Raw genomic sequence first — 24,890 nt, forward strand, 5'->3', positions numbered from 1 at the left:
AGGGAAACAATGGGAAAGGTATATTTAGTCGGAGCGGGACCCGGAGATCCGGAACTGATCACGGTAAAAGCGTTAAGATCCATACAAAAAGCAGACGTCATTCTTTATGATCGCCTGGTGAACAAGGAACTTCTCACATACGCGAAGAAAGGGGCAGATTTGATCTACTGCGGAAAACTGCCAAACTATCATACGATGAAACAAGATACGATCAATCATTTTCTAGTACGCTACGCGGCAAGCGGAAAAGTGGTGGTCAGGTTAAAGGGGGGAGATCCCTTTGTGTTCGGAAGAGGCGGTGAAGAAGCGGAAGCATGCGCGAAAAAAGGGATTCCTTTTGAAATCATTCCGGGTATCACGTCAGGAATCGCAGCCGCTGCCTATGCAGGTATACCCGTCACTCACAGGGATGCAAGTTCAAGCGTTGCGTTTGTGACGGGCCATAAACAAAACAATCAACTTGAAGATGAAAAATGGGAAAGCTTATCGAAAGGAATCGATACCCTGGCCATTTATATGGGAGTCAGTAATCTCCCTTATATCAGAGAAAAGCTTATACAATACGGTAAATCCAAGCATACTCCTGTAGCACTTGTTCACTGGGGGACGACAGAAGTGCAAAAGACCGTTACAGGGACCCTTGATACCATCATTGATATCGTGAAAGAGGAAGGAATAGAAAATCCAAGCATGATCATCGTAGGCGAAGTGGTACGGTACCGTGAGAAAATTCAATGGTTTGAAAAGAAAATCATCATGAGCGAGGCTTTATAGATGAAACGTGCGGTATTGTATGTGTGCCATGGCAGTCGTTTGGTGAAAGCCCGTGAAGAAGCTGTTGCCTTCATCAAGCGATGTCAGGAACATGTCGAGGCGGATATTCAGGAAATAAGCTTCCTTGAACTTGCCAGCCCTTCCATTGAAGAAGGATTCCGTTCATGCGTGGACAGAGGGGCAACTCACCTGACTGTCGTACCACTCCTCCTTCTGACGGCGGTCCATGCCAAGAAGGATATCCCTGATGAAATTCAAAGATGCATGGGGTTATATCCTCATGTCAAGGTGAAATACGGGTGTCCAATCGGCGTACACGATCGGATGGTCGAAAGTGTCATCAATAAGATTGAGGAGGCTGCCCCACTTCATTCATCTACAACGGCCATTTTAATCGGAAGGGGAAGTTCAGATCCGGATGTTAAGAGGGATTTCAGTGCTCTAGCTGAGCTTGTCTACCGAAAAACAGCGATAAGCGAGGTAAGAACATGTTATTTAACGGCAACCACACCAAGCTTTACAGAAACTCTGGAGTCTTTGAAAAATACTGAGGGAACCGTCGTCTTCGTTCCTTATCTCCTATTCACCGGGTTATTGATGAAAGGGATCGAGAAAGAAATCCGCAGAACCCATAATCAACATATCCTCCTGGCGAACTATTTAGGGTATGACCCTCTTGTGGAGCAGGCATTTCTGGACCGGGTAAATGAATCTCTGTGGGTCAAAGGAGAAGCCTATGCTGCCGATCATGATTGATGTGAAGGATAAGCAAGTGACGATTATAGGTGGAGGAAAAGTGGCACTTCGTAAGCTCTCTGTCTTTCTTGAGCAGGGAGCAAATATTACCATCATCAGCCCTGAGGTGGTCGATGAGATCAGAGCATTACATGAAGAGGAGAGAATAGTATGGATCAAGAGAGAAGTGCTGCCGGATGATGTAAATGAAGCGTTCATCGTCATTGCTGCCACGAATAAGCGATCGGTGAACGAGCAGGTGAAAAAGTATTCCGACAGAAATCAGCTTCTATGTGTAGTGGACGATGGGGATTGTGGCAATATGCAGATGGTCTCCTTTACACAAAAAGGAACTTTCACCATCGCTGTTTCTACAGGCGGTGCAAGTCCATTCTTAGCAAAGAAGCTTACGAGTCAACTGTCTCAACCGTTTGATGATTCTTTCATCGAGAAGCTTGCAATCATTTCTTCTAAGAGAAAGGAAATCAAAGCATCGGATTTACCTGAATGGGAAAAAAGAAAGCTGTTAAGAGAACTTTCGTATAAGCTTGAGGTAATTGAAAATGAGTAAAGCATGGGTGATATAGTTTCCATGCTTTACTCATTTTCCCTTTGTAAAGGGAATCGTTAGAAAACGCTTCTTGTTTTCACGAACATTTAACCTTTGTATTTGTTTAAATGTTAGGAAATGAGTCTTTACAAAAGGATAAGTTGCCGGTATACTAACCAATATCAAATTCATATTTATTTTTCACTCATATAATAGCGGGGATATGGCCCGCGAGTTTCTACCGGATTACCGTAAATGATCCGACTATGGGTGAGCAATGATAGGTGCGTCTTTATGGACGCTCTTTGCCTAACCCAAAGGTCATTGTCTCACTCTGATGTGAGCACAATATCCTTTGGGTTTTTTAGTATCTACAACAGGTAAAGGAGCGGTTCATACATGAATGTATTAAAAAATAAGATCAAAGCGGAGGGTGTCGTCCTTTCAGAAACGGTATTAAAGGTCGATTCATTCCTTAATCATCAAGTGGATCCGGAACTGATGATGGAAATTGGAAAAGAATTTGCGCATCGTTTCAAAGAGGAAGGAATTACGAAGATACTGACCATTGAATCGTCAGGGATCGCCCCAGGTGTGATGGCTGCCCTTTACTTGAATGTTCCACTTGTCTTTGCACGAAAAAAGAAATCGTTGACGCTTACAGAGGGAGTTCTTACTTCAAAGGTGTATTCATTCACAAAGCAAGAAGAAAATACCATTTCCATCTCGAGGGAGTACATACAAAAAAATGATCGAGTCTTATTGATCGATGATTTCCTGGCAAACGGGCAGGCAGCATTGGGGTTGATCGACTTAGTGAAACAGGCGGAAGCGGTTGTCGCCGGAATCGGGATAGTCATTGAAAAGTCATTTCAAAATGGCGGGAAAATCGTTCGGGATACTGGCTATAGAGTGGAATCTTTAGCTGAAATAGAGTCCCTTGAAAACGGAGAAGTACAATTTAAGGAAGAGGAGGCGACTGTATCATGAAGAATCAGCCTCTTAAACTGGCTTCACTTGGTATCCAGCATGTTCTTGCCATGTATGCAGGTGCGGTCATTGTCCCCTTGATCGTCGGAGGGGCCCTTGGACTTTCGGGAGAACAGCTTACGTATCTTGTATCCATCGATATTTTTATGTGTGGAATCGCGACCCTGCTGCAAGTGTGGAGTAATCGATTCTTCGGGATCGGACTACCGGTTGTTCTGGGATGTACGTTCACCGCAGTCGGCCCTATGATCGCGATTGGAGGTCAATATGGGATCTCAGCCATCTATGGATCGATTCTCGTTTCAGGTCTTTTCGTCATTGTGATCAGTAAATATTTTGGGAAGCTTGTCCGCTTTTTCCCGCCAGTCGTGACGGGTTCTGTCGTGACGATTATTGGAATCACACTGATCCCTGTTGCCATGAATAATATGGCAGGCGGTCAGGGAAGTGCCGATTTTGGTTCATTGGAAAATTTGTCATTAGCATTTGGAACGTTGGTATTCATATTATTCTTATATAAATTCTTTACAGGTTTTGTCCGCTCAGTATCCATTTTACTCGGACTGATGGCAGGAACGGCTGTCGCTTTCGTTCTCGGAAAAGTCGATTTCAGTGCTGTTGGCGATGCTTCGTGGTTTCATATGGCTAAACCATTCTACTTCGGGATGCCGACCTTTGAAATAACAGCCATCCTCACGATGATTCTTGTAGCCATGGTCAGCCTGGTAGAGTCAACGGGCGTGTATTTCGCCCTTGGGGATATCACTGATAAAAAGATTTCAGAAGAAGATTTAGCAAAAGGGTATCGTGCAGAAGGACTGGCCATCGTCCTCGGTGGATTATTCAATGCATTTCCGTATACGGCGTATTCTCAGAATGTCGGATTGGTTCAGCTTTCGGGTGTGAAGCGGAATAATGTGATATATGCAACGGGTGCCTTCCTTGTGATCCTTGGTTTGGTCCCAAAAATCGGTGCACTTACCACTGTGATTCCTGCTTCCGTATTGGGAGGTGCGATGGTCGCCATGTTCGGTATGGTGGTCGCGTACGGAATTAAAATGCTGAGTCACGTGAATTTTGCTTCACAGGAGAACTTATTGATCATCGCGTGTTCTGTAGGAATGGGACTTGGGGTAACGGCTGTCCCTGAATTGTTTGCTCAAATGCCAACAAGCATCCGCATCTTGACGGATAACGGAATCGTGGCCGGCAGTTTAACCGCGATTGGGCTGAATATCTTTTTTAATGTATTATCCAAAAGAAATTTGAATGTTGTGGTGAGGGAGCAAAAAGCTTCATGATTTTGATAAAACCGTCATTTCTATTCCATTTAGAGATGACGGTTTTTTCTTTATGTTATATTTCTGAATTATCTGATATCAAGGAGGGGAAAAGGACACCGGTCACGAACATTATGGGTAGGGAATGTGTCAGAATGGAACACCTTACTTAGAAGGAGGAAGAAAATGTACGCAACCACTGGATCTATTTTTGACCAAACGGTAATGAAATTCCGCAATAAGGAGGCAATCGTAGAAGAGAAGACTGGGAAACGGTTGACCTTTGGGGAGTGGCAGGATGAAGTACATCGTGTGGCCAATGCCCTCTTGGAAGCAGGCGTAAGGAAAGGTGACCGGGTTTCTACTTATCTATTCAATACATTGGAGTTAGCTAATGTCTATTTTGCATGTGGGAAAATCGGTGCCGTGATCAATCCGATAAATTTCCGTCTGAAAGGGAATGAAATATACTTTATATTAGAAGATGCAGAACCTAAGGTCGTACTGTTTGAAGAAGCTCTTTCCAAACCGATTGAAGGGATATTAGAGAACTTTCCTCAGATCCTTTTTTGGTATGTGGGCGACAACACGCCAGCATTTGCACAAAGCTATCATGAGGTAGTGAGTCCTTGTTCCACGGCACTTGCTGATTTTTCAGTAAAAGAAACGGACATTTATGCCATCATGTACACGAGCGGGACCACCGGCAGACCAAAGGGGGTGCTCCACAGACACCGGGATATAGCGGAGCAGAGCTTGATCTGTACATCGGTTATGGGGCTCACACCAAATGATATCGGACTTGTGACTGCACCCATGTTCCATTGTGCCGAGCTTCATTGCTGTTTCCTTCCACGGGTACAAGCGGGAGCGAAAAATATCATCGTTCATCAGTTCAAGCCCCAAACGGTATTGGATGTAATACAACGTGAGAAAGTCACCAATTTTTTCGCAGCACCGACCATGTGGAATATGCTTCTCCAGCATGGGGTCGAGGAGTATGATACTTCATCACTCCGGGTCGGTCTCTACGGGGCTGCCCCGATGGCACCTGTTCTTGTCAGGGCTCTACAAGAAACAATGAATGTGGACCTGATCCAGGCGTATGGTCAGACGGAGATGGGGCCAGCGGTTACGTTCCTGTTACAGGATGAACAGTTAACGAAAGCAGGTTCCGCTGGTCGTGCCGCTTATAACCATGAAATACGAGTGGTAAGACCATCTGAGAATGGCCCTTCTGATCCGGAAGATATGTGTAAACCCGGTGAAGTCGGGGAAATCATTGTCAGGGGCTCATGCACGATGCTTGAATACTTTAACCGGAAGGAAGCGACGGAAAAAGCGTTGTATAAAGGCTGGTACCACTCCAGTGACTTAGGTTACATGGATGAAGACGGATATTTATATGTGGCTGACAGGGTCGATGATATGGTAATTACAGGAGGGGAGAACGTCTATCCGCGTGAGGTAGAGGACGCCCTCCATGTTCATGAAGATGTGTTGGATGTCGCAGTCCTCGGTCAGCCGGATGAAACATGGGGAGAGCAGGTATTAGCAGTAGTGGTGTCGAAAAATCCTTCTCTTTCATCAGGGGACCTTGATTTATTTTTGAAGAATGGTGATCTGTTGGCAGATTATAAACGGCCGCGTGAATATGTATTTGTGGAGGAACTTCCCCGTAATGCAAGTGGGAAAATTCAAAAGTTCCTGCTGAGGGAACATTTTAAACAAAAAGAAAAACAATGAAAAAGGATGTTGTATCATTTAAGAACACATGTTCTATTCAGTTAAAATAAGCATATAAGGTAGTAAACAAGAGATATATGAAGGAAATCAAAGATAAAATATTTCAAACCGCCTGGAAATACCTTTCCAGGCGGTTTGTTATTCTTCGCAATCATAATATAGTATTTTAATTTTGACGGAAAAAGTAAGGGTTGATAGATCATTTATTTTGTATAACGGTTGGCGTAGCTCGAAGCGACGAAAGCATCAGGTTTAATTTTCGGTTCCACACCTGTGGCTTCCATCCTTGAAACCATCTCTTTTACAAACTTACTCGTTTTATTCTGCTTCCCATTTCCGATGTCAATATGCCCCTCCATAGTAAACGTGGCTCCGGCATAAAGGTAAGGAAGGACGATATCGATTAACTGAGTTTTTCTTTCCTCAGTAAACAGCGAAACAATTTCTTCGGATAATGATAACTCGTATGAGATCCGCTCATGCAATTGCAGCATTCTTCTTGGGATTACTATTTTTCTTATACATGCCCACACACCATTTCCTTCGTTTAAGATCACAATTCCCGTTATGAAGGTCGTATGTGAGTGATGAACTTGAGAATCAGTCCCAACCATTAATCGATAGTGGCCGTTTGGCTCTGATTGCATGAATTTCACAATATGTTCAAATACCTGTTCAAATGACATCCCGATTTCCTGTAGATTTTGAAATGAAAAGTGTTGATCCTTATTATTTTTCATCTTGTCAATCACAGCTTTCTTAACCAATTTGTGAAAGTAAGGTGTAGATTTTATCTATATTCTATGATGAGAATTTATTTAGTGTGAAATGATTACCTACGATTATGGTTTACCTTAGTCAAAAATACTTAAAGTTTCCATCTTTGATTATAGAACGTTTGTTCGGTAAAATAGAGATACATATGAATAAAGGTGGTGCTTTATATGAAAAGAAATAAGAAATGCACCCTAGAAAAATCTGAAATTATAAAGATGTATGAAGAAGGTGAAAGGACAGCTGAAATTGCCCGGAGAGCGAATGTATCCACCCGTTATATCAATTCAGTATTACAAAAGAATAAGGTGGTCAGAAACCCACACGGGAGCTGGAAACGAAAATACAGGGTTAATGAGGATTACTTTAAGACCTGGAGCAATAACATGGCCTATATACTCGGGTTCTTTGCTGCAGACGGGTATATCAGCAGCCGCAATCATACGGTTTGTTTTTCTCAAAAAGATCCTGACATACTAGAGAAGATCAAGAATGAATTACAGTCGAATCATCCATTAGTGTTAAACAACACAGAAGTTCATACATTAATTATTGGAAGTAAGGTTATGAAATATGATCTGATGGAAATACACGGTATGACGAGTGATAAATCAACTTCTCTTAGAATGCCGGACATCCCTGAAGGATATTTAAGTCATTTTGTTAGAGGATATTTCGATGGAGATGGCTTTGTTAACTTCGATCGAAAGATAGTCAGTTTTGTAGGTGGTTCAGAATCATTTATGAGTAAGTTAAATTTAGAGCTGCAAAAAAGAAATTTCAACTCTAGATTATATGCGGATAAAAAGTACTTTCGAGTCTTTATTACTGGAAGAAAAACCATTTATATGTTTAAAAAATGGCTTTATCAAGATGTGGGCCTATATTTAAAAAGAAAATATGAAGTATTTGATAAAGAAACGATTCAAGATGCTAGCAAGATACCTGAAAACAGAATGAAAAGGATAAAAGCAGCCGTGAAGAATCGAAAAAAGACGTTCTTGAGACTCTATAAAAAATCTATGACAATAGAAGAAATTTGTAAGGAAATAAAGATTAATCCTGCAACAATTAAGACTTGGTTAAAAAATGACCTGGAATTTAAAGAAGAATTCGATTCAATAAAATAACTAAATAAACAACATCTTATTACAAGACTTTACAGAGAAAAAATTCCTCGTAAAGTCTTATTTTTATGAAGAAGGGGAAGTTCGCACAGTTAAAGCATTTTAAAAAAATCAAGTAGACATAATGTAAATTATAGGAACCTAAATAAAATTACTTAATTCAGTCTCGTATCACAAGTATACTGTTTATAATGAGACAGAAGAAAAAATAAGGATGATCAATCATAGTTATCTGTAATTTGTTATATCGTTATCAAATGTTTCAATCCTTCAATAGTTATCTGGCTGCTCATTCAAAGCTAGTTTAAGAATCAATTCTTATCATCATTCAGATGCTATTATCTGACTTTTTAAGTTTCCAATCGAAATATTTGGGCATTCTTGTTATCTTAATGTTCCTTTCCTAAATACTGAATTCTGGCTAATCACCTACTTTAGTTTACATAATATATAAGTAACTATTCATACGCCCCATATGATTTTTCGTCCAAGGATCGATCACATTTCCTGATCCGTATGGTAATTCGCACTATAAAAAAAGCATAAAGAGTCCCTCGGTCCTCTCTATGCTTATGCATTATTTAATGAGATATTGTCTTGGTGTTCCAAAATAAAGCGTTTGCTGATATTCAGGGAATATGGATTCAAAACAGATGATAATGGGTGCATCAAGAAGCCATGGATAATACGTGTAAAAGCCTTTATCCCCGTTCACCATTGCTGCGAGGGCCAGTGGCAGCTCCCTCTTAAAGATCATGAATCGTACGTTGGAAAGCTGCTGATCGAATTCTCCCCCACTGACATATACCTTCCCGGTCAGGGTATATTGACCAAGATTCCGTCTCCATTCTCCCAACACTTCGTCCCTCATGGTCATATTGATCTTTTCAAGATCATAGCGGCACCCGATACTTAAGTATAGTTCGCCTGTCGTATCGGAATGGGTTAACGTATACTTCCTGTTATCAATGGGATTAAAGACGGACGCAGGCGGCAGATATTGAACCGTTAACTTTTCAGGCTTAAATTCACTCATATATAAGCCTCCTTTACAGTAATGGGCTTACAACAGAGTATGACACCTGCCTAGAAACGGTTCCCTTTCAATTTTCTCTCCACTTGATTTTAATCAATTTCCATTCACCTTTTTCATAATACCAATAAGAAGTGGCTGTACCGATGCCATCAGCATGGTAGGCGCCACTGATTTGCTGATAACCCTTCAGCCCTTTACCGCGTTTCCCAAGGATTTTGACCGGTTCGAAAAACGCATACGGTCCCACCATTAATTCCATAGGTTCATTTAAATTCCCGTCGGTATAAATTCCCAGTCTTTCGTATTCTTCTTTCCGATCGCTTAAATCCACTGTGTAGGATTGATTTGTATCCACAAACGTAATGGATGCCTTGTATTGATCTTCAAATTGAGCTTGAATTGTAAGGGGCTCAGGCAATCCGATATTAACGAGCTTATTGTCGGCCAATGTATCGAGAGCCATATTGTATAGGCCGCCGCTGCCACCTGTTGCAACTGAATACAGCATATCCTTAATACCATCATGATTCAGATCGACAAATTGAATTTTCGGTTCATAACCACCCTCATAATCAATCCGGATGTCGCTTCCCCTGGACGTTTTGATATCCGCCCAAATTTGTTTGAGAAACAGGGCATCAGGAGAAAAAGGAATCGCTTTGAGTGTGATCGTATCTTTCTTACCATCACCGGTCACATCTTTTTTATATACTTTTAGAGTCATTTCATTTACTGGTTGTTTTTCCATCGGTTCAGTGGAATAGTTCCCGGCAATAGCATGGAGCGACATAATAAAAAAGGCACCGAATGCAAATAGTAATTCTTTTCTCATGATTCTCTCTCCTCAGTGGAAAATTATTCGTCATTATTTTCTCCAGAGAAGGTAATTCTATGTAATCATTATCCATCTTTTTATACTCAAAAAATAATAAGAAAAAGGACCAACCCTTATTCAGGCCGGTCCATTCTTGCTATTGTTGTTCTCTTGCTTCTGGCTTTGCTTCCCAGCTTTCAATGCCCTTTAACCCACTAATCGAATCAGAGTAGAAAACAGGATCTTTCCCCTGCCTTTTTTGCTCTCTATAATCCCTTAACGCAGCAATGGCAATTTTGGCTAGTAATGTAATGGCAATCAAGTTGATGATGGCCATCAGACCCATGAATAAATCGGCTAAGCTCCATACGATATCGAGTTTCACAACGGCTCCGAATATCACCATGCCCAGAACCGCGATTCGATAGATAAACAGTGAGACCGGACTGTATTTAATGAATTCGATATTGGTTTCCCCGTAATAGTAGTTTCCGATGATTGAACTGAAAGCGAACAGGAATATGGCGACTGCGACAAAGGTATCCGCCCATGCACCCACATGGAAGCTCAAAGCTGCCTGTGTCAGTTGAATGCCATCGATCCCGGTTGTATATTGATCGGATAAGATGATCATGAAGGCAGTAGCCGTACATATCAGTAACGTATCTGTGAAGACACCCAGCGTTTGGATCAATCCTTGTTTAACAGGGTGCGTAACCCCTGCAGACGCTGCTGCGTTAGGTGCACTACCCATACCCGCTTCATTCGAGAATAATCCACGCTTGATTCCCATCATGATGGCTGCTCCTACTCCGCCGCTTGCTACTTCTCGAATACCGAATGCATTCTCAAAGATGACCACAAACATGTCTGGAAGCATGGTGATGTTGGTGACCAGAATATAGAAAGCAAGGATCAGATAAAGAACGGCCATGATCGGAACGACGATTTGAGTGACACTCGCGATCCGCTTGACCCCACCGAAAATGACGAGTGCAGTTAGCACTGCAAGAATGATGCCGACTGTCATTCGATCGAATGAATAGGCTTCTTCCATAGCAAGTGAAATGGTATTGGATTGGACAGAGTTAAATACAAGACCAAAACAGAAGGTGATGATGATGGCAAACAGAATCCCCATCCAACGGGCATTTAATCCTTTTTCCATGTAGTAAGCAGGCCCACCACGATAACCGTCCTTTCCGTCTTTCACTTTGTAGATCTGAGCGAGTGTACTTTCCACGAAACTGGTTGCTCCACCGAGTAAGGCGATCAGCCACATCCAGAACACAGCTCCAGGCCCTCCGCCTGCGATCGCTGTTGCCACACCGGCAAGGTTACCGGTACCGACTCGCGAAGCCGTACTGATGGTGAATGCCTGGAAAGAAGAAATCCCTCGTTTTCCTTCTGAAGAAATGGTCGTTTTATCCGTTAATAGTCTCCCCATTTCTCCTAAATAACGGAACTGTGCGAATCGTGTGCGTAGCGAGAAATATAATCCGAGTCCGATTAATGCCACGATTAGTATGTATGACCACATATAATCATTCAAGGTGCCTACGATACTTGTTAATAACTCCATAAATGTTCCCCCTAGTTGTTTGATTTTTACAAATAATGGTTGAGCCATTGTATGTTTACCCATTCAGACATTGTTTTAATCTATCAAAAAAAAGGTATTTCTTCAACAGATAGATTCATATTTTTGAAAGAATATGAATTGTAGTACAATATACTACCGGCATTGTACTACAATATTGAATGAATATACATTTACCATTCATTCTTACCCTTATGATGGAAAAAGCGACCAGAATCATTTCTGGTCGCTTTCTGAATGTCTATTCTTTTACTTCGGATGAACGGGATTCTGACCAGGTTTCACAGACGGAGCCGCTCTCCCCTTCATCAATCACAAATGAACCATTTGAATAACGGTCATTTGGTCGAAGGTCTGAAACATTTACCTCTTCTGTTTTTCCTTTTGTTGTTAGTAGCCCTACTTTATCTGTATCTTTCACTGCTTCTATGCTCACTACACGATGAGGATTGGATTTCAATTCCCGAAGCATGATGACTCCGCGTTTAGCACGTGACGTTTTTTCGAATTCCGCAAGTTTCATTTTCTTCACGGCCCCACGCTGCGTAGCAAGGAAAATGAAGTCTTTCGCTGGGTCTCTTATGATCTTACCGGATACGACAAAGTCATCATCCTTGAGGTTGACCCCTTTCACTCCCGCTGCCCTTGGTCCGACGATGTTCACATCTTCTTCTGCGAACCAAAGGCCGTAGCTTAAGTGCGTGGCAATGAAAACATCATGTGATCCATCTGTTATATGGACATCCACGAGCTCATCGTCACCTTTAAGATTGATTCCCACCAGTGGACGGGAATATCGTTGTGCTTTATATTGAGGCAGCTCTGACCTCTTGATCATACCGTTCTTTGTGACAAACAGTAAGTAGTACGACGGGTCAAATTCCTTAATCGGAATCGCTTTAAGAACCTGCTCATCCCGGTCGATCGGGACAATATTCCCTACATGCTGACCAAGATCCTTCCATCTGATATCCGGAAGCTCATGGACAGGACAATAAATATAGTTCCCTTTGTTGGTAAATACGAGAAGGACATCTGTTGTATTCATTTCATATTGTCCCAGGAGCCTGTCTGTTTCTTTCATGGCAAGATCCTGACCATTTGATGCAGAATAAGAACGAAGGCTGGTTCGTTTCATATATCCATCCCGGGTCACGGTGACCATGACATCTTCACTTGCAATCAGCACTTCCAGATTGATTTTGATTTCTTCGATTTTTTCCTCGATTTGAGTTCGTCTGGCGTCAGCAAATTGCTTTTTGATTGCTTTTAGTTCTTTTTTGATCACACTGTAAAGTTTGCTTTCACTTTCCAGTATTGCCGTAAGTTCTTCGATCGTCTTCGCCAATTCTTCCGCTTCTGCCTGAAGGGCGGTAATGTCTGTATTCGTCAAACGATAAAGCTGCAAGCTGACTATCGCTTCAGACTGTGCTTCTGTAAACTGGAACTTCTGGATTAAGTTATCCTTTGCATCACGTTTATCCTTTGAAGCACGGATAGTTGCAATCACCTGATCCAATATAGACAGTGCTTTCATAAGACCTTCAACGATATGCTGTCGGTCCTTTGCTTTATTTAGATCATGCTTGGTCCGATTGGTCACCACTTCCTTTTGATGCTGTATGTAAGCATCGAGCAGTTCACGTAATCCCATCAACTTAGGACGTCTATTATGTATGGCAACCATATTGAAGTTATAGGTGATTTGGAGATCGCTGTTTTTATAGAGGTAGTTTAAAACACCTGATGCATCCGCATCTTTTTTCAGTTCAATGACGATGCGCATCCCATCGCGATCCGTTTCATCGCGGACTTCTGCAATTCCTTCCACTTTCCGATCCACACGGAATTCATCCATTTTTTTGACGAGATTGGCTTTATTGATTTCATAAGGGATTTCCGTAATGACGATCTGTTGTTTGCTGCCACGGATGTTTTCGATATCTGCTTTCCCTCTGACGACAACCTTTCCTTTTCCGGTTTCATAGGCTTTCCGGATGCCATCCACCCCTTGGATGATGCCCCCTGTCGGGAAGTCCGGTCCTTTTAAGACCGTCATAAGGTCATCGACTGTACTCTCAGGTTTGTCCATCCGCATGATGGCTGCATCAATCACTTCACCGAGGTGATGAGGCGGGATATCCGTTGCATAACCTGCCGAAATACCGGTGGAACCGTTGACGAGTAAGTTCGGGAACCGTGACGGCAATACAGTCGGTTCACTTGATGTATCATCGAAGTTCGGAACAAACTCCACGGTTTTTTTATCGATGTCACGAAGAAGCTCCATGGATATCGCAGAAAGGCGGGCTTCGGTGTAACGCATCGCAGCCGGCGGATCTCCGTCGACACTCCCGTTGTTCCCATGCATTTCAACCAGGTAGTTGCGGACCTTCCACGTTTGACTCATCCGTACCATGGCATCATACACAGATGTATCACCATGGGGATGATAGTTACCAATAACGTTACCGACGGTTTTCGCTGATTTCCGGAACCCTTTCTCCTGAGTGTTCCCATCCACATACATTGCGTAAAGAATACGCCTTTGTACCGGTTTTAATCCATCACGTGCATCCGGTAATGCACGCTCCTGGATGATGTATTTACTATAACGGCCAAATCGGTCGCCAAGCACCTCTTCCAGAGGTAAGTCTTGATATCTTTCTACAGTTGTCATTGATTACCCCTCCTCTCGGACCGTAATGTTTTCGTTTTCGAGAATGCTTCCGTCTTCTTCCAATCCAAAGGCTACATTGCTTTCAATCCATTTACGGCGAGGTTCTACTTTGTCACCCATAAGAGTGGTCACACGGCGTTCTGCTCGCGCAGCATCATCAATGCGTACCCGGATCAACGCCCGTGTCTCGGGATCCATCGTCGTCTCCCACAGTTGATCTGCGTTCATCTCTCCAAGACCTTTATAACGCTGGATCATATATCCTTTCCCTACTTTGGAGATGGCCCCTTGAAGCTCATCATCCGTCCATGCATATTCAAGTTTCTGTTTCTTCCCGGTTCCCTTGCTCACCTTGTACAGGGGTGGAAGTGCAATATACACTTTTCCCGCTTCTAACAATGGTTTCATATACCGGTAAAAGAAGGTCAGTAAGAGTACCTGTATATGGGCTCCATCCGTGTCCGCATCGGTCATGATGACAATCTTGTCATAATTGATGTCGTCCACATTGAATTCAGGACCGACTCCACCGCCTATGGCATGGATGATCGTGTTGATTTCTTCATTTTTAAAGATGTCCTGAAGTTTGGCTTTCTCCGTATTGATGACTTTTCCCCGAAGTGGAAGAATCGCCTGGAATTTGCGGTCGCGTCCTTGCTTTGCAGAACCTCCTGCTGAATCCCCTTCCACCAGATAAAGCTCGTTACGCTGTGGATTTCTTGATTGGGCAGGTGTTAACTTACCGGATAGGACGGTTTCAGAACGCTTACGCTTCTTTCCATTTCGTGCATCTTCTCTTGCTTTACGTGCCGCTTCACGGGCCTGGGCCGCTTTAATGGATTTCTTGATAAGAAGGGAACTGGTATCAGGGTTCTCTTCTAAGAAATAAAGAAGGTGCTCTGACACGACTGCATCAACGGCTGATCGTGCTTCGCTTGTCCCGAGTTTCCCTTTTGTCTGCCCTTCGAATTGAAGAAGATGTTCTGGTATACGTACAGAAACGATACTCGCCAGTCCTTCACGAATATCGGTCCCTTCTAGATTTTTATCCCTGTCCTTTAGAATTCCCGCTTTACGTGCGTACTCATTAAAGACACGGGTCATGGCCGTCTTCGCTCCGGCTTCATGGGTTCCGCCGTCTTTAGTACGGACATTGTTTACAAAGGATAATATGTTCTCAGAAAATCCATCATTGAATTGAAAGGAAAACTCCACTTCAATGGTATGATGTTCCCCTTCAAAGAAGGCTACGTTATGAAGGACATCTTTTTCTTCGTTCAGGTATTGAACAAATGCCTGGATCCCGCTTTCAAAATGAAAGACTTCTTTCTGATCATGACGTTCATCGATGATTTCGATTTTCAACCCTTTTAACAGGAAAGCAGATTCCCGCAGGCGTTCGCATAGTGTTTCGTAATTATAAGTGGTATTGCTGAAAATCTCGGGATCAGGTTTGAAATGGATGCATGTTCCTGATTTTTTGGTCTTACCGATCTTTTCGAGGGTGGTTTCGGGTTTACCGCCATTAGTGAAACGCTGTTCATATTTCATGCCATCCCGTTCGATCGTGACGACAAGCCACTCGGACAGTGCGTTTACAACAGAAGCCCCTACACCATGGAGTCCACCACTTGTTTTATAGCCTCCCTGCCCGAATTTCCCTCCTGCATGAAGAACAGTCAGGATGACTTCAGGTGTCGGCTTTCCGAGCTTATGCATTCCCGTCGGCATACCCCGGCCTTTATCTTGGACTGAAATGCTATTATCTTTATGTATCGTAACAATTATCTCATTCCCGAAGCCTGCTAATGCTTCATCGACTGAGTTATCGACAATTTCGTATACTAAATGATGCAAGCCTCTTGAATCCGTAGAGCCTATATACATACCAGGTCTCTTACGGACGGCTTCTAAGCCTTCTAATACTTGAATGGCATCATCATTGTAATCCATGGTCTTATTCTGGTTGGCCACGAACATTCCCCTTTCAAAACTTCTCTAACCGTAATAGTGTGGTTCTTGTAAGCTATTATTGGTTATGTCTCTATTAACTATAACACAAGAACATCTGTTCGTTTACCTGTTTTGATCAATCTCTAAGGTAAACCACTATTGCTTATTGTAGCGTTTTATTTGATTTTCGCAAATGGATTTTCCATGAACCCCTTAAAATATGTCCTGTTTCCACAGGATTATTCCCATTGTCGATGTGAGGTCTGGACGAAAAAAACAAGCGGTCAGAGCCGCTTGTTACGAGTGAGGATTATTTGGTTAAAGCATGTTCAACCTTAATACAGCGATCCATAATGACTGTATACCCACGTTCCTTTAAAAAGCGATATGCCTCTTCATTCATGACACCAAGTTGCGCCCAAAATACGTTTGAATCGATCTGGTCGAATTCTTCCGCGATTTGAGGTAAAAATTCTGAGCGGCGAAATACGTTGACGATATCAACAGGTCCTTCGATCTCCTTCAGGGTGGATACAGCCTTTACACCCAACGCCGACTCGATGGTAGGGTTAACGGGAATGATCTCATATCCCTGGTCCTGCATGGCTTTAGACACCATATAGGATGTCCGTTCAGGATTATCACTTAAACCAATGACTGCGATGCGTTTGGATTGTTTCAGGATGTTTCCGATTTCTTGTCGTGATGGATTTTCCATGGTTGTTTACCACTCCTTCATTGATCCTTAACGATAAAGGCTTGCACTGTTTCTTAAGTCCTATTCTTCTTTTATACCATATTTCCCTTTAATTTTTCAAAATTTTATAAAATTATCTAAATAAAAGGAAGTGTCAAGAGAAAGGTCAGGGAGCGTTTTTGCCATCCCCTGCACCTTCTTCCCCATTGACACTCCCGTTTTACTTACTTTTTGATCAAGCCTTTGGATATAAGGAATTCACGTGCGACATCTTTGGGATCTTGTTTATCCATATCCACTTTAGCATTCATTTCGCTCATTTCTTCTTCCGAGATTTTGCCTGCTAATTCATTCAACACTTTCTTTACTTCAGGATGCTCTTTCAGTACTTCTTGACGAATGATCGGTGCAGCATCGTATGGTGGGAAGAATCCTTTATCATCCTCTGTCGTTTTTAACTTGTAACGCTGAATCCGTCCATCGGTTGTAAAAGCAGGAATAATGTCTACATCCCCGTTCTTAACAGCTTCATACATAATGTTCGGGTCAAAGCTTTTCTTTTCTTTGAATTCGAATCCATATGCTTCACTGAAGGCATCGTATCCGTCCCCTTCGCGTTCATAGAACTGGTGTGGTGCACCGAAGCTCAAGTCTTTGGAAAGTGGCACGATATCTGAGAAAGTCTTTGCATCGAAGTCCTGATTTCCGGTATAAGCAAGCGTATACGTATTTTCAAAGCCAAGTGGCTTCAACCAGGTGACATCGAACTTTTTCTCATAGCCTTTACGCACTTGTGAAAGGATTTCATCTGCTGAAGCGCCTTCTTTTGCTTGTTCTTTCAAGACCGCTTCAAGGCCGGTACCTGTATATTCCACATAGACATCAATGTCGCCTTTTTCAAGGGCTGGTGTGAGGATCGATACTTCCCCTAACCCTTCTTCGACTTTTATATCAAGATCTGTCTTTTCTTTGAGAAGTTCAGCCATCATTTGCGTAAGGATGAATTGCTCCGTCCACATCTTTCCTGAAACGGTGATAGTATCTTTATCCCCGCCATTTCCGCACCCTGCGATGAGGATGGATAATACAGTGAGTATGATAAAACCTTGTAATTTCTTTTTCATTCTTACTCTCCTTTGGATATTCCTTTATTTTCGTGCTTTCAATCCTTTAGGTGTGGTCAATCTCTCCAGGATTTTTAATATGAAATCAAAACCTAATGCCAGTAGTGCCGCTGGGATGGCCCCGGCAAGGACCAGTGCATTATTCCATGTGGAAAGTCCACGGTAAATAAGGTCTCCAAGTCCCCCTGCACCTACAAAGGTGGCAAGTGTGGCGACCCCTACTGTCAGCACGGTAGCGGTGCGGATCCCCGCCATGATAAACGGCAGGGCAAGCGGCAGCTCCACTTTGAATAACAGCTGGGAATTGGTCATCCCCATGCCTCTACCTGCCTCGATCACGCCTTCATCCACCCCGATTATGCCTGTGTATGTGTTCCTCAGGATCGGAAGAAGTGCATATACCGTCAGGGCAATGATCGCCGTGATACTGCCCGTACCAAGGAGGGGAATAAGAAATCCGAAAAGGGCCAGACTTGGTATCGTTTGAAAAACAGCTGTGATCCCGATGAAAAATTCGGCCGATTGCTTCTTTCGTGATATGTAAATACCCAGAGGCAGGGATATCGCAATCGCGATGAAAATCGACACAAAAGATAAATAAAGATGTTCAAATAATCCCGTTAAGATAGCATCCGACCGGTTTGAAATGGTTTGGATGAACAGGAGGGGAAATGTATTCATACAGAACTCGCCTCCTTATTTCCTTCTGAGGCGACATTCTTAAGAATGTCACTGGATGTGACGGTCCCGATCTTCCTGTCGTCTTTTATCACCATAAGATATGGTTTACCCGAGGACAGGAGCAGCCTTGCCGCTTCATGGATGGAGGCATCAAATGGTATCAATGAGTATTCCTGTTCCTCAAGGAGGGCGTGGAAATGACTCTCATCATCCATCATGATGTCAGATACCTGTTTATGCCGTATATGAACGCTCAGTCGGTTTTCACCGATGAAGGCGCGAACGAATTCATTGGCGGGTTCTGATAGAAGGTCAGCGGGTGCTGCAATCTGTTCGATTTTACCATCACGCATGACAGCAATCACATCCGCGATCTTTAATGCCTCATCAATATCATGAGTGACGAACACAATGGTTTTATGTATCGTATTTTGAATGCTTTTCAGTTCATCCTGGAGCTGTTCCCTGCTGATCGGGTCCAGGGCGCTGAATGGTTCATCCATGAGGATGATCGGTGGTTCCGCTGCAAGGGCACGTATCACCCCGACCCGCTGCTGCTGTCCACCGCTCAATTCGAGTGGATACCTTTTCTTGTATACGTCGGGTTCAAGTCCAACGAGATGAAGAAGCTCATCGACTCTTCCTTCATACTTTTCCTTCTTCCATCCTTTTAGGCGGGGGATGAGACTGATGTTTTCTTCAATCGTCATATGAGGGAGAAGTCCGATCCGCTGAATGACATACCCGATGTTCCGCCTGAGTTCCACTTCATCCGTTTCTGATATGTCCCTTCCATCAATCCGGATGGTACCCCCTGATGGAGCTATCAGTTTATTGATCATCTTCATCGTTGTCGTTTTCCCGCATCCGCTCGGACCGATCAACGCAACAAGCTTTCCTTTAGGAATCGTGAGGTCGATCCCCTTTATGGCTTCTGTCCCATCCTCGTAGACTTTCGTGACATTTTGGAATTCAATCATTTTTACACCTGCTTTATGTACTGAGAAATTTTACTAAACATAGAAGGGATACCCTCATTATACAAAAGGTAAACATGTTGTAAAAGAAAATGCCCTTGTCCCCATTAGTTTGTGATGAATGGGGCATGGGCATACAGCTTACTTCCTTTTTCAACAGATAAAAAGTCCAGCTATTGGCTGCTGGACTTTTTGATGATATATTGTTCCACTAGGATTGCTGTTATCGTCCCGAGTATCAATCCATTATTCAAAATGGAAGCGACGACGACCGGCATGTCCTTGAAGGCCGCTGCCGGAACAAACATGGCTCCGACCCCGACAATGAGTGAGATCCCTGCCACAAAGTGGATTCTTTCTATGTCTTCCTCTTTACGATATTCGGATAGTGCGAGTCCGACCATCTTGATGAAAATGACCGTCGTCACAGCATACCCTACAGGTGCAGGGAGACTGGCGAACAGATTCATGACCTTTGGAATCAGGCTGATGACCATGATGATCCCGCTGCCTATGATGAAGGGGATGATGGAATACATTCGTGTCGCTGCGACAAAGCCTGCAGACCCTGAAATGGGAACGGAGCCGATAGCAGAAAACACTCCCCCGAACAGCTGATTCAGTCCTGATGCGAACCCGCTTTTCGTATACCGTTCAAATGTAGGCTGCCCCTTTGCTCTCATCACCTCTTCCATCACCCGTATGGAAGCGATCATATTCGTCGTTAACAGGAAGGTGATGAATATGGAAGTCACGATGACACCCGTATCAAACACTGGTGCCCCGAATACGAACACATGAGGTAAAGAAAACCAGCTCTCTGAAACGGAAGTACTCTCAGAAAGCCCCATGATGATGAATATGAGCCATCCGGCAATCAGGGCAAGGATAATGGAATATTGCTGGATCCACTTAACCTTATGACTTGAAAAGTATAGGGCTGCAAGGATCGTCAGGATACTTCCCAGTAGGACAAGCGGCTCCATGGATTGTCCTTCATGCTGGATTCCGAACATCCCTTTAATGAATGATCCGCTTAATTGCAGAATTAACAGCATCAAATAAATGAACGTAATGGTTGGAGTGAATAAAGAAGATAACCGCTTTAAAAGCCCTGTGGAAGACAAAATGAAAAAAATCACCCCACTGACGATCATCCCTCCCTGCAGTACGGTCAGAACCTCTTCGTGACTGCTATAAAGAGTTCCGGAAAACCCTGCATAAATGGCAAAAACACCCCACCATAGTCCTGCCGGTCCTTCATTGATCGGAAGTTTATGCCCAAAGAGTGCCTGGATCAGGCTCGCGAGCCCCAAAACGAATATGGTCCGCTGAATGAATCCGGCTGTATCGGCAGGAGACAATTGGAACAAGTCAGCAATCGCGATGGGTGCCGCAATGGATCCCGCCACCATGAAGGCCACCCATTGAAAAGCTGATAAAAGTATTTGCATCTGTGTACACCTTCATTTCAACTATGTAAAGTGTGTTCATTTTACCATACTTCGGCTCATAAGATGACGGTGAAGGCGGAATTTTAAGGTTTACTATCTACTTTTATGAACAGGTACTAATTTTTTCACTTATTTTCTCCCCTTTAGAGGGAAAACATGTTAAAATAAGAACGGATTAGTTATTTTCAAAGGAGCAGTGATGATGATTTTTGCCCTTATACTCATACTTTCTTATTTACTGGGTTCCATTCCATCAGGTTTATTGATCGGTAAGACGTTCTATGGCAAAGATATCCGTGAACATGGGAGCGGAAACCTCGGGGGAACGAACACGTTCAGGACCCTGGGTGTGAAAGCCGGTATGATTGTCACGATCATGGATATTCTCAAAGGAACCCTGGCCACTTTGCTGCCATTGATGTTTGCAAGTGACGTACATATGCTGCTTGCAGGGGTATTTGCCGTCATTGGTCATATGTATCCCGTTTTCGCAAACTTCAGGGGAGGAAAGGCAGTGGCAACCTCTGCTGGTGTCCTTCTAGGATACAATTATATTCTTTTCTTGATCTTACTGGCTGTCTTTTTTATTTGCTTGTATGCAACGAAATATGTGTCCCTATCATCTATGATTGCAGCGGTACTTGCCTTTACGTACTCGGTCTTCACTGGCGATATTCCACTCATCATTGTTGTTGGCATCCTGACCATCTTTGTCATCTACAGACACAGGGCAAATATTGTCCGGATCAAAAATAAAACCGAACCGAAAATTAAATGGCTTTAGCGAAAAAGCAACCTATGCACGGGCTACCGGACTCTCGGATACCTTTGCAAAGGTGGCTTTTTTTAGTGTGACGTACCCAGGTATACACATTCTCTCATTTGAGAAAGATGAGGAATAAAAACTGTGTCCAAAAAATGATAATATTCTTCAGAATTCTCTAAATTTCTCCCCATTTCTACTTCTTTTTTTGTAAAATGGAAGTAGAGCATAATAAAGGATGATGAATATGAATAAAAAGCGAATGATAACAGGGATGATTCTCTGTATTCCATTCCTGCTGATGATCGGTTTCCTGCTAAACAGGCAGTATGCCGACTGGAATACCACAACAAAAGGAGTTGAAGCAACCTCCCTCCTCCATGCGACCAGAGAGGTGCAGGCATCGGGCAAATCGATCAAAGCCAATGCTTCCATCGCTGCAATCGGGGATATCCTCATTCATGATACCGTCTATAATGACGCAAAGAAACAAAATGGATATGATTTTACACCGATGTTCTCTCCCATTAAGGATATGCTTTCTGCACCGGATTTTCTGATTGCCAACCAGGAATCAACCCCGGGTGGTGTGGAGCTTGGAGTTTCAAGCTACCCCCTATTCAACAGTCCGCAGGAAGTGGTTAAAACACTCCAGGAGGTTGGGGTGGATGCTGTGACCACCGCCAATAATCATTCGTTGGATCAGGGCGAAGAAGGTCTATTGAATGCGATTGATTACTATGGGGAGATATCGATGCCGTATGTCGGGTCATTTAAAAGCCCGGAAGACCAAAGCCGGATACGTACATTTAATGTGGATGGAATCAAATTTGCCCTTCTTTCTTATACCTATGGTACAAATGGGATTCCTGTCCCTGAAGGAAAAGAGTATTTAGTGAATGTCATAGATGAACAAAAAATGATCCGGGAAATCCAGAAAGCCAAAAACCTGGACGTTGATTTAGTGGTCATGAGCCTTCACTGGGGAAATGAATATCAACGGTTCCCTACGGAGGAGCAGCAGAGACTCGCCAAGGTGCTGACTGATAATGGGGTTGATATCATTTTCGGACACCATCCACATGTCCTGCAGCCGATCCAGACCTATAAAACAAGTGATGGACGGGAAGCGGTTGTTATATATTCTCTTGGGAATTTCCTCTCCGGTCAAAAGGATGATTTCAAGGATATTGGTGGCATGGTGACAGTTCAGGTTGAGAAAACAATGAATCCGGCGGGTTCCAAAATCACCTTCCCCTCCATTGGATTCCAGCCTACGTTTGTGTCAGAGAATCATTACAAAAACTACCGCATCTACCCACTCGATTTTGCCAGGAAAAATGGCTTGATCGCTTACACGGAAGAAGAAATGGTTTCCCATATGGTGAACGGGGTGCCGGAATAGATGGCAGCTTTATAGTCTACAACTAAAAAACAAAGAACGAGCTCCCTTATGCTCATAAGGAAAGCTCGTTCTTTTAATGTCCCCCGAATATAAATGAATTAAAGAATATGCCAGCTAGAGCCACAATAGCCAACAAGGTATTAGCCACCAAGAACATTTTCCGGGTACCCTTAAAGTACAGAGTCACCATTCCATAATATATGACTGCAGCAGTTACAATGAAGATCCCTGCTTCCATCTGGTATTTGGCTTCATGCAACTGTAATAGGGTTAATATACTTAATCCGGCAAAGATAAAGGCACCAATGTAATATAATAATGCTTGTGTTTTCATCATTCTCACCCTTCGTACGTATTAGTAGATGTTCAGGCTTCGTTATGTTTATAATAGGGAATGAAACTTTCTTTGTCCAGGATCACTCTGGAAAATACCAAGTAGAGAAAGGAGTCTCACCAATGAACATACATATTTCAGAAGAAGCTCTTGCGTGGTTTAAAGACGAGATGCTTGTGGAGGAAGGCGAACAAGTCCGTTTTTATGTACGATATGGAGGTTCCAGTCCTCTCCACGATGGTTTTTCACTAGGAGTGAACAAAGACGAACCAGTCGATGCTGGTGAACGGATCGAAATCGACAAACGGGAATTTTTTATAGAGGAAAGAGATTTATGGTTCTTTGATGGTCATGATTTATACGTTGAGTTTGATGAAAAGCTTCAAGAACCATCATATGAGTACAAGAAATAAGGAATGAATTTAGGCTGGCATATGCCAGCCTTTCTACTTTAGAGTCTGCCCCTTACCTTTTTACAAATCGGGAAATATGGTCCTGCAGGCCTTCCTTCATCAGGATTTCATATTGTATATCCCCTAACAGATCAAAATGTGGAAAGCCGTCTTTCCTTTGATGGATCCATTCCTTTTTCAAGCCATACTTCTTTCCCCAGCGGGTTAATGCATCAATGTTACAACAGCCCACTTTCGTTACAGAGCGCACATCGGGAAATCGGTCATCCAGCCAGTAGTGGGTAAGAAAGGCAATCTGCCCATTCCTCACCTGCTGTTTCCATCCGTTTAGCTCTTGTTTGGTTAATCCGAATGCCATGGCCCTCCTCCTTTCCCACTTAAAAAAGTTCTCCGTAAAAACCACTATGTAATCTTTATTTTTTTGCCTTTTCATAGGCGTCGTGCCAATCCGGGAACATCTTCCGAATGGAAATCGGGCGGAAATTTTCTTGCTTGACACACACATGTTTCGACTGCCCGGTAATAGCCAGCTGGTTATGTCCGTTATAAATTTCGTAAGCGTATGTAATCCTGAGTCCATCATATTCTTCTACCCATGTTTTAATAAAGGCTTTTTCGCCGTAGCGAACAGGTGACTTATAGCTTACATTCAGGTCAATGACCGGAGAAAGAATTCCTTCTTTTTCGATATCCGCATATCTGAAGCCCAGATCTTCAATCAATTGTGTACGACCAAGCTCCATCCAAACAAGGTAGTTTGCATGATAGACTACCCCCATTTGATCCGTCTCGGCATAACGCACTTCAATCGTTTTTTCTGCAATTTGCATCCTTTACACCCTCTTCATCTAATCAGTATCCTATCCATCTTATCATACAAGCCACAGGCATAGAATTAATCGGCTCGAACGAAAGTCAGTTAGGCGGGGACAAAGTGGCAATGAACATCATGACCCGGACATAAAGGTATATAAGAACCTTTC

General features: G+C 43.1%; 24 protein-coding genes and 1 riboswitch. Of the genes, 10 read left to right on the plus strand and 14 right to left on the minus strand.

Translation table 11 applies throughout. From position 1 onward, the window contains the following. Positions 1-9: 9 nt before the first annotated feature. The 6 genes from cobA to N5C46_RS02710 all read left to right on the plus strand — a co-directional run bounded on the left by cobA (position 10) and on the right by N5C46_RS02710 (position 6,075). Positions 10-774, plus strand: coding sequence for a uroporphyrinogen-III C-methyltransferase (cobA, locus tag N5C46_RS02685; protein ID WP_261750808.1), 765 nt, complete (start codon positions 10-12; stop codon positions 772-774). Continuing rightward, positions 775-1,530: a sirohydrochlorin chelatase gene (locus tag N5C46_RS02690; RefSeq protein ID WP_261750809.1), complete on the plus strand. Its 756-nt coding sequence runs from the start codon at positions 775-777 to the stop codon at positions 1,528-1,530. After that, positions 1,511-2,080, plus strand: a complete 570-nt coding sequence (locus N5C46_RS02695) for a precorrin-2 dehydrogenase/sirohydrochlorin ferrochelatase family protein (protein ID WP_261750810.1) — start codon at positions 1,511-1,513, stop codon at positions 2,078-2,080. Before N5C46_RS02690 ends, N5C46_RS02695 begins: the two co-directional genes overlap by 20 nt. Before the next feature lie 164 nt (positions 2,081-2,244). Beyond that, positions 2,245-2,346, plus strand: a riboswitch (purine riboswitch). Between the two features lie 112 nt (positions 2,347-2,458). Next, positions 2,459-3,049, plus strand: a complete 591-nt coding sequence (locus N5C46_RS02700; protein WP_261750811.1) for a xanthine phosphoribosyltransferase — start codon at positions 2,459-2,461, stop codon at positions 3,047-3,049. After that, a complete protein-coding gene (locus N5C46_RS02705) occupies positions 3,046-4,350 on the plus strand; it encodes a nucleobase:cation symporter-2 family protein (protein ID WP_261750812.1) in 1,305 nt (434 codons plus the stop codon). The genes N5C46_RS02700 and N5C46_RS02705 overlap by 4 nt, the downstream gene beginning before the upstream one ends. 165 nt (positions 4,351-4,515) lie before the next feature. Continuing rightward, the gene (locus tag N5C46_RS02710; protein ID WP_261750813.1) at positions 4,516-6,075 is read left to right on the plus strand and encodes a fatty acid--CoA ligase; all 1,560 of its coding nucleotides are present in this window, start codon (positions 4,516-4,518) and stop codon (positions 6,073-6,075) included. Positions 6,076-6,278: 203 nt separating this feature from the next. Here the strand turns inward: N5C46_RS02710 and N5C46_RS02715 are convergent, their stop codons facing one another. Beyond that, positions 6,279-6,815: a ribonuclease H-like YkuK family protein gene (locus tag N5C46_RS02715; RefSeq protein ID WP_261750814.1), complete on the minus strand. Its 537-nt coding sequence runs from the start codon at positions 6,813-6,815 to the stop codon at positions 6,279-6,281. Positions 6,816-7,007: 192 nt separating this feature from the next. Here N5C46_RS02715 and N5C46_RS02720 point away from each other — a divergent pair, with 192 nt between their 5' ends. Continuing rightward, entirely contained in the window at positions 7,008-7,979 is a 972-nt protein-coding gene (locus tag N5C46_RS02720; protein WP_261750815.1) for an LAGLIDADG family homing endonuclease, read from the plus strand. Positions 7,980-8,553: 574 nt separating this feature from the next. On the opposite strand, the gene N5C46_RS02725 is transcribed toward N5C46_RS02720, so the two are convergent. The 10 genes from N5C46_RS02725 to N5C46_RS02770 all read right to left on the minus strand — a co-directional run bounded on the left by N5C46_RS02725 (position 8,554) and on the right by N5C46_RS02770 (position 20,992). Beyond that, entirely contained in the window at positions 8,554-9,012 is a 459-nt protein-coding gene (locus N5C46_RS02725; protein ID WP_261750816.1) for a staygreen family protein, read from the minus strand. Positions 9,013-9,079: 67 nt separating this feature from the next. After that, positions 9,080-9,844 (minus strand): YybI family spore inner coat protein, encoded by a 765-nt coding sequence (locus N5C46_RS02730; protein WP_261750817.1) that lies wholly within the window; start codon positions 9,842-9,844, stop codon positions 9,080-9,082. Positions 9,845-9,983: 139 nt separating this feature from the next. After that, on the minus strand, positions 9,984-11,408 hold the full coding sequence (locus N5C46_RS02735) for an alanine/glycine:cation symporter family protein (RefSeq protein WP_034759253.1): 1,425 nt from the start codon (positions 11,406-11,408) through the stop codon (positions 9,984-9,986). A 259-nt stretch (positions 11,409-11,667) separates the two neighbouring features. After that, entirely contained in the window at positions 11,668-14,106 is a 2,439-nt protein-coding gene (gene parC, locus N5C46_RS02740; protein ID WP_261750818.1) for a DNA topoisomerase IV subunit A, read from the minus strand. A 3-nt stretch (positions 14,107-14,109) separates the two neighbouring features. After that, positions 14,110-16,059 carry a DNA topoisomerase IV subunit B gene (gene parE, locus N5C46_RS02745; protein WP_179126103.1) on the minus strand — a complete coding sequence of 650 codons (1,950 nt, stop codon included), beginning with the start codon at positions 16,057-16,059 and terminating at the stop codon, positions 14,110-14,112. A 310-nt stretch (positions 16,060-16,369) separates the two neighbouring features. Then, complete coding sequence (locus N5C46_RS02750; protein ID WP_061809240.1) at positions 16,370-16,777, minus strand: CoA-binding protein; 408 nt, start codon at positions 16,775-16,777, stop codon at positions 16,370-16,372. Positions 16,778-16,980: 203 nt separating this feature from the next. Beyond that, positions 16,981-17,880, minus strand: a complete 900-nt coding sequence (locus N5C46_RS02755) for a glycine betaine ABC transporter substrate-binding protein (protein WP_261750819.1) — start codon at positions 17,878-17,880, stop codon at positions 16,981-16,983. A 24-nt stretch (positions 17,881-17,904) separates the two neighbouring features. Further along, complete coding sequence (locus tag N5C46_RS02760) at positions 17,905-18,561, minus strand: ABC transporter permease (protein WP_261750820.1); 657 nt, start codon at positions 18,559-18,561, stop codon at positions 17,905-17,907. After that, positions 18,558-19,541 carry an ABC transporter ATP-binding protein gene (locus tag N5C46_RS02765; RefSeq protein ID WP_261750821.1) on the minus strand — a complete coding sequence of 328 codons (984 nt, stop codon included), beginning with the start codon at positions 19,539-19,541 and terminating at the stop codon, positions 18,558-18,560. Before N5C46_RS02765 ends, N5C46_RS02760 begins: the two co-directional genes overlap by 4 nt. Positions 19,542-19,711: 170 nt before the next feature. After that, positions 19,712-20,992: a purine/pyrimidine permease gene (locus tag N5C46_RS02770; protein WP_261750822.1), complete on the minus strand. Its 1,281-nt coding sequence runs from the start codon at positions 20,990-20,992 to the stop codon at positions 19,712-19,714. A gap of 202 nt (positions 20,993-21,194) precedes the next feature. Here N5C46_RS02770 and plsY point away from each other — a divergent pair, with 202 nt between their 5' ends. Both plsY and N5C46_RS02780 read left to right on the plus strand, forming a co-directional pair. Next, positions 21,195-21,776 carry a glycerol-3-phosphate 1-O-acyltransferase PlsY gene (gene plsY / locus N5C46_RS02775; RefSeq protein WP_411388012.1) on the plus strand — a complete coding sequence of 194 codons (582 nt, stop codon included), beginning with the start codon at positions 21,195-21,197 and terminating at the stop codon, positions 21,774-21,776. A gap of 226 nt (positions 21,777-22,002) precedes the next feature. Further along, entirely contained in the window at positions 22,003-23,160 is a 1,158-nt protein-coding gene (locus tag N5C46_RS02780; protein ID WP_261750823.1) for a CapA family protein, read from the plus strand. Between the two features lie 73 nt (positions 23,161-23,233). On the opposite strand, the gene N5C46_RS02785 is transcribed toward N5C46_RS02780, so the two are convergent. Beyond that, the gene (locus N5C46_RS02785) at positions 23,234-23,494 is read right to left on the minus strand and encodes a hypothetical protein (RefSeq protein ID WP_261750824.1); all 261 of its coding nucleotides are present in this window, start codon (positions 23,492-23,494) and stop codon (positions 23,234-23,236) included. Positions 23,495-23,616: 122 nt separating this feature from the next. Here N5C46_RS02785 and N5C46_RS02790 point away from each other — a divergent pair, with 122 nt between their 5' ends. Continuing rightward, the gene (locus N5C46_RS02790; RefSeq protein ID WP_261750825.1) at positions 23,617-23,907 is read left to right on the plus strand and encodes a HesB/YadR/YfhF family protein; all 291 of its coding nucleotides are present in this window, start codon (positions 23,617-23,619) and stop codon (positions 23,905-23,907) included. Positions 23,908-23,959: 52 nt separating this feature from the next. Here N5C46_RS02790 and N5C46_RS02795 read toward each other — a convergent pair whose 3' ends face one another. Beyond that, the gene (locus tag N5C46_RS02795) at positions 23,960-24,265 is read right to left on the minus strand and encodes a hypothetical protein (protein ID WP_261750826.1); all 306 of its coding nucleotides are present in this window, start codon (positions 24,263-24,265) and stop codon (positions 23,960-23,962) included. Positions 24,266-24,320: 55 nt separating this feature from the next. Continuing rightward, positions 24,321-24,737: an acyl-CoA thioesterase gene (locus N5C46_RS02800; protein WP_261750827.1), complete on the minus strand. Its 417-nt coding sequence runs from the start codon at positions 24,735-24,737 to the stop codon at positions 24,321-24,323. Between the last annotated feature and the right edge of the window lie 153 nt (positions 24,738-24,890).

Origin of the sequence: Rossellomorea vietnamensis (assembly GCF_025398035.1) — a bacterium.
Lineage (GTDB): Bacteria > Bacillota > Bacilli > Bacillales > Bacillaceae_B > Rossellomorea > Rossellomorea vietnamensis_B.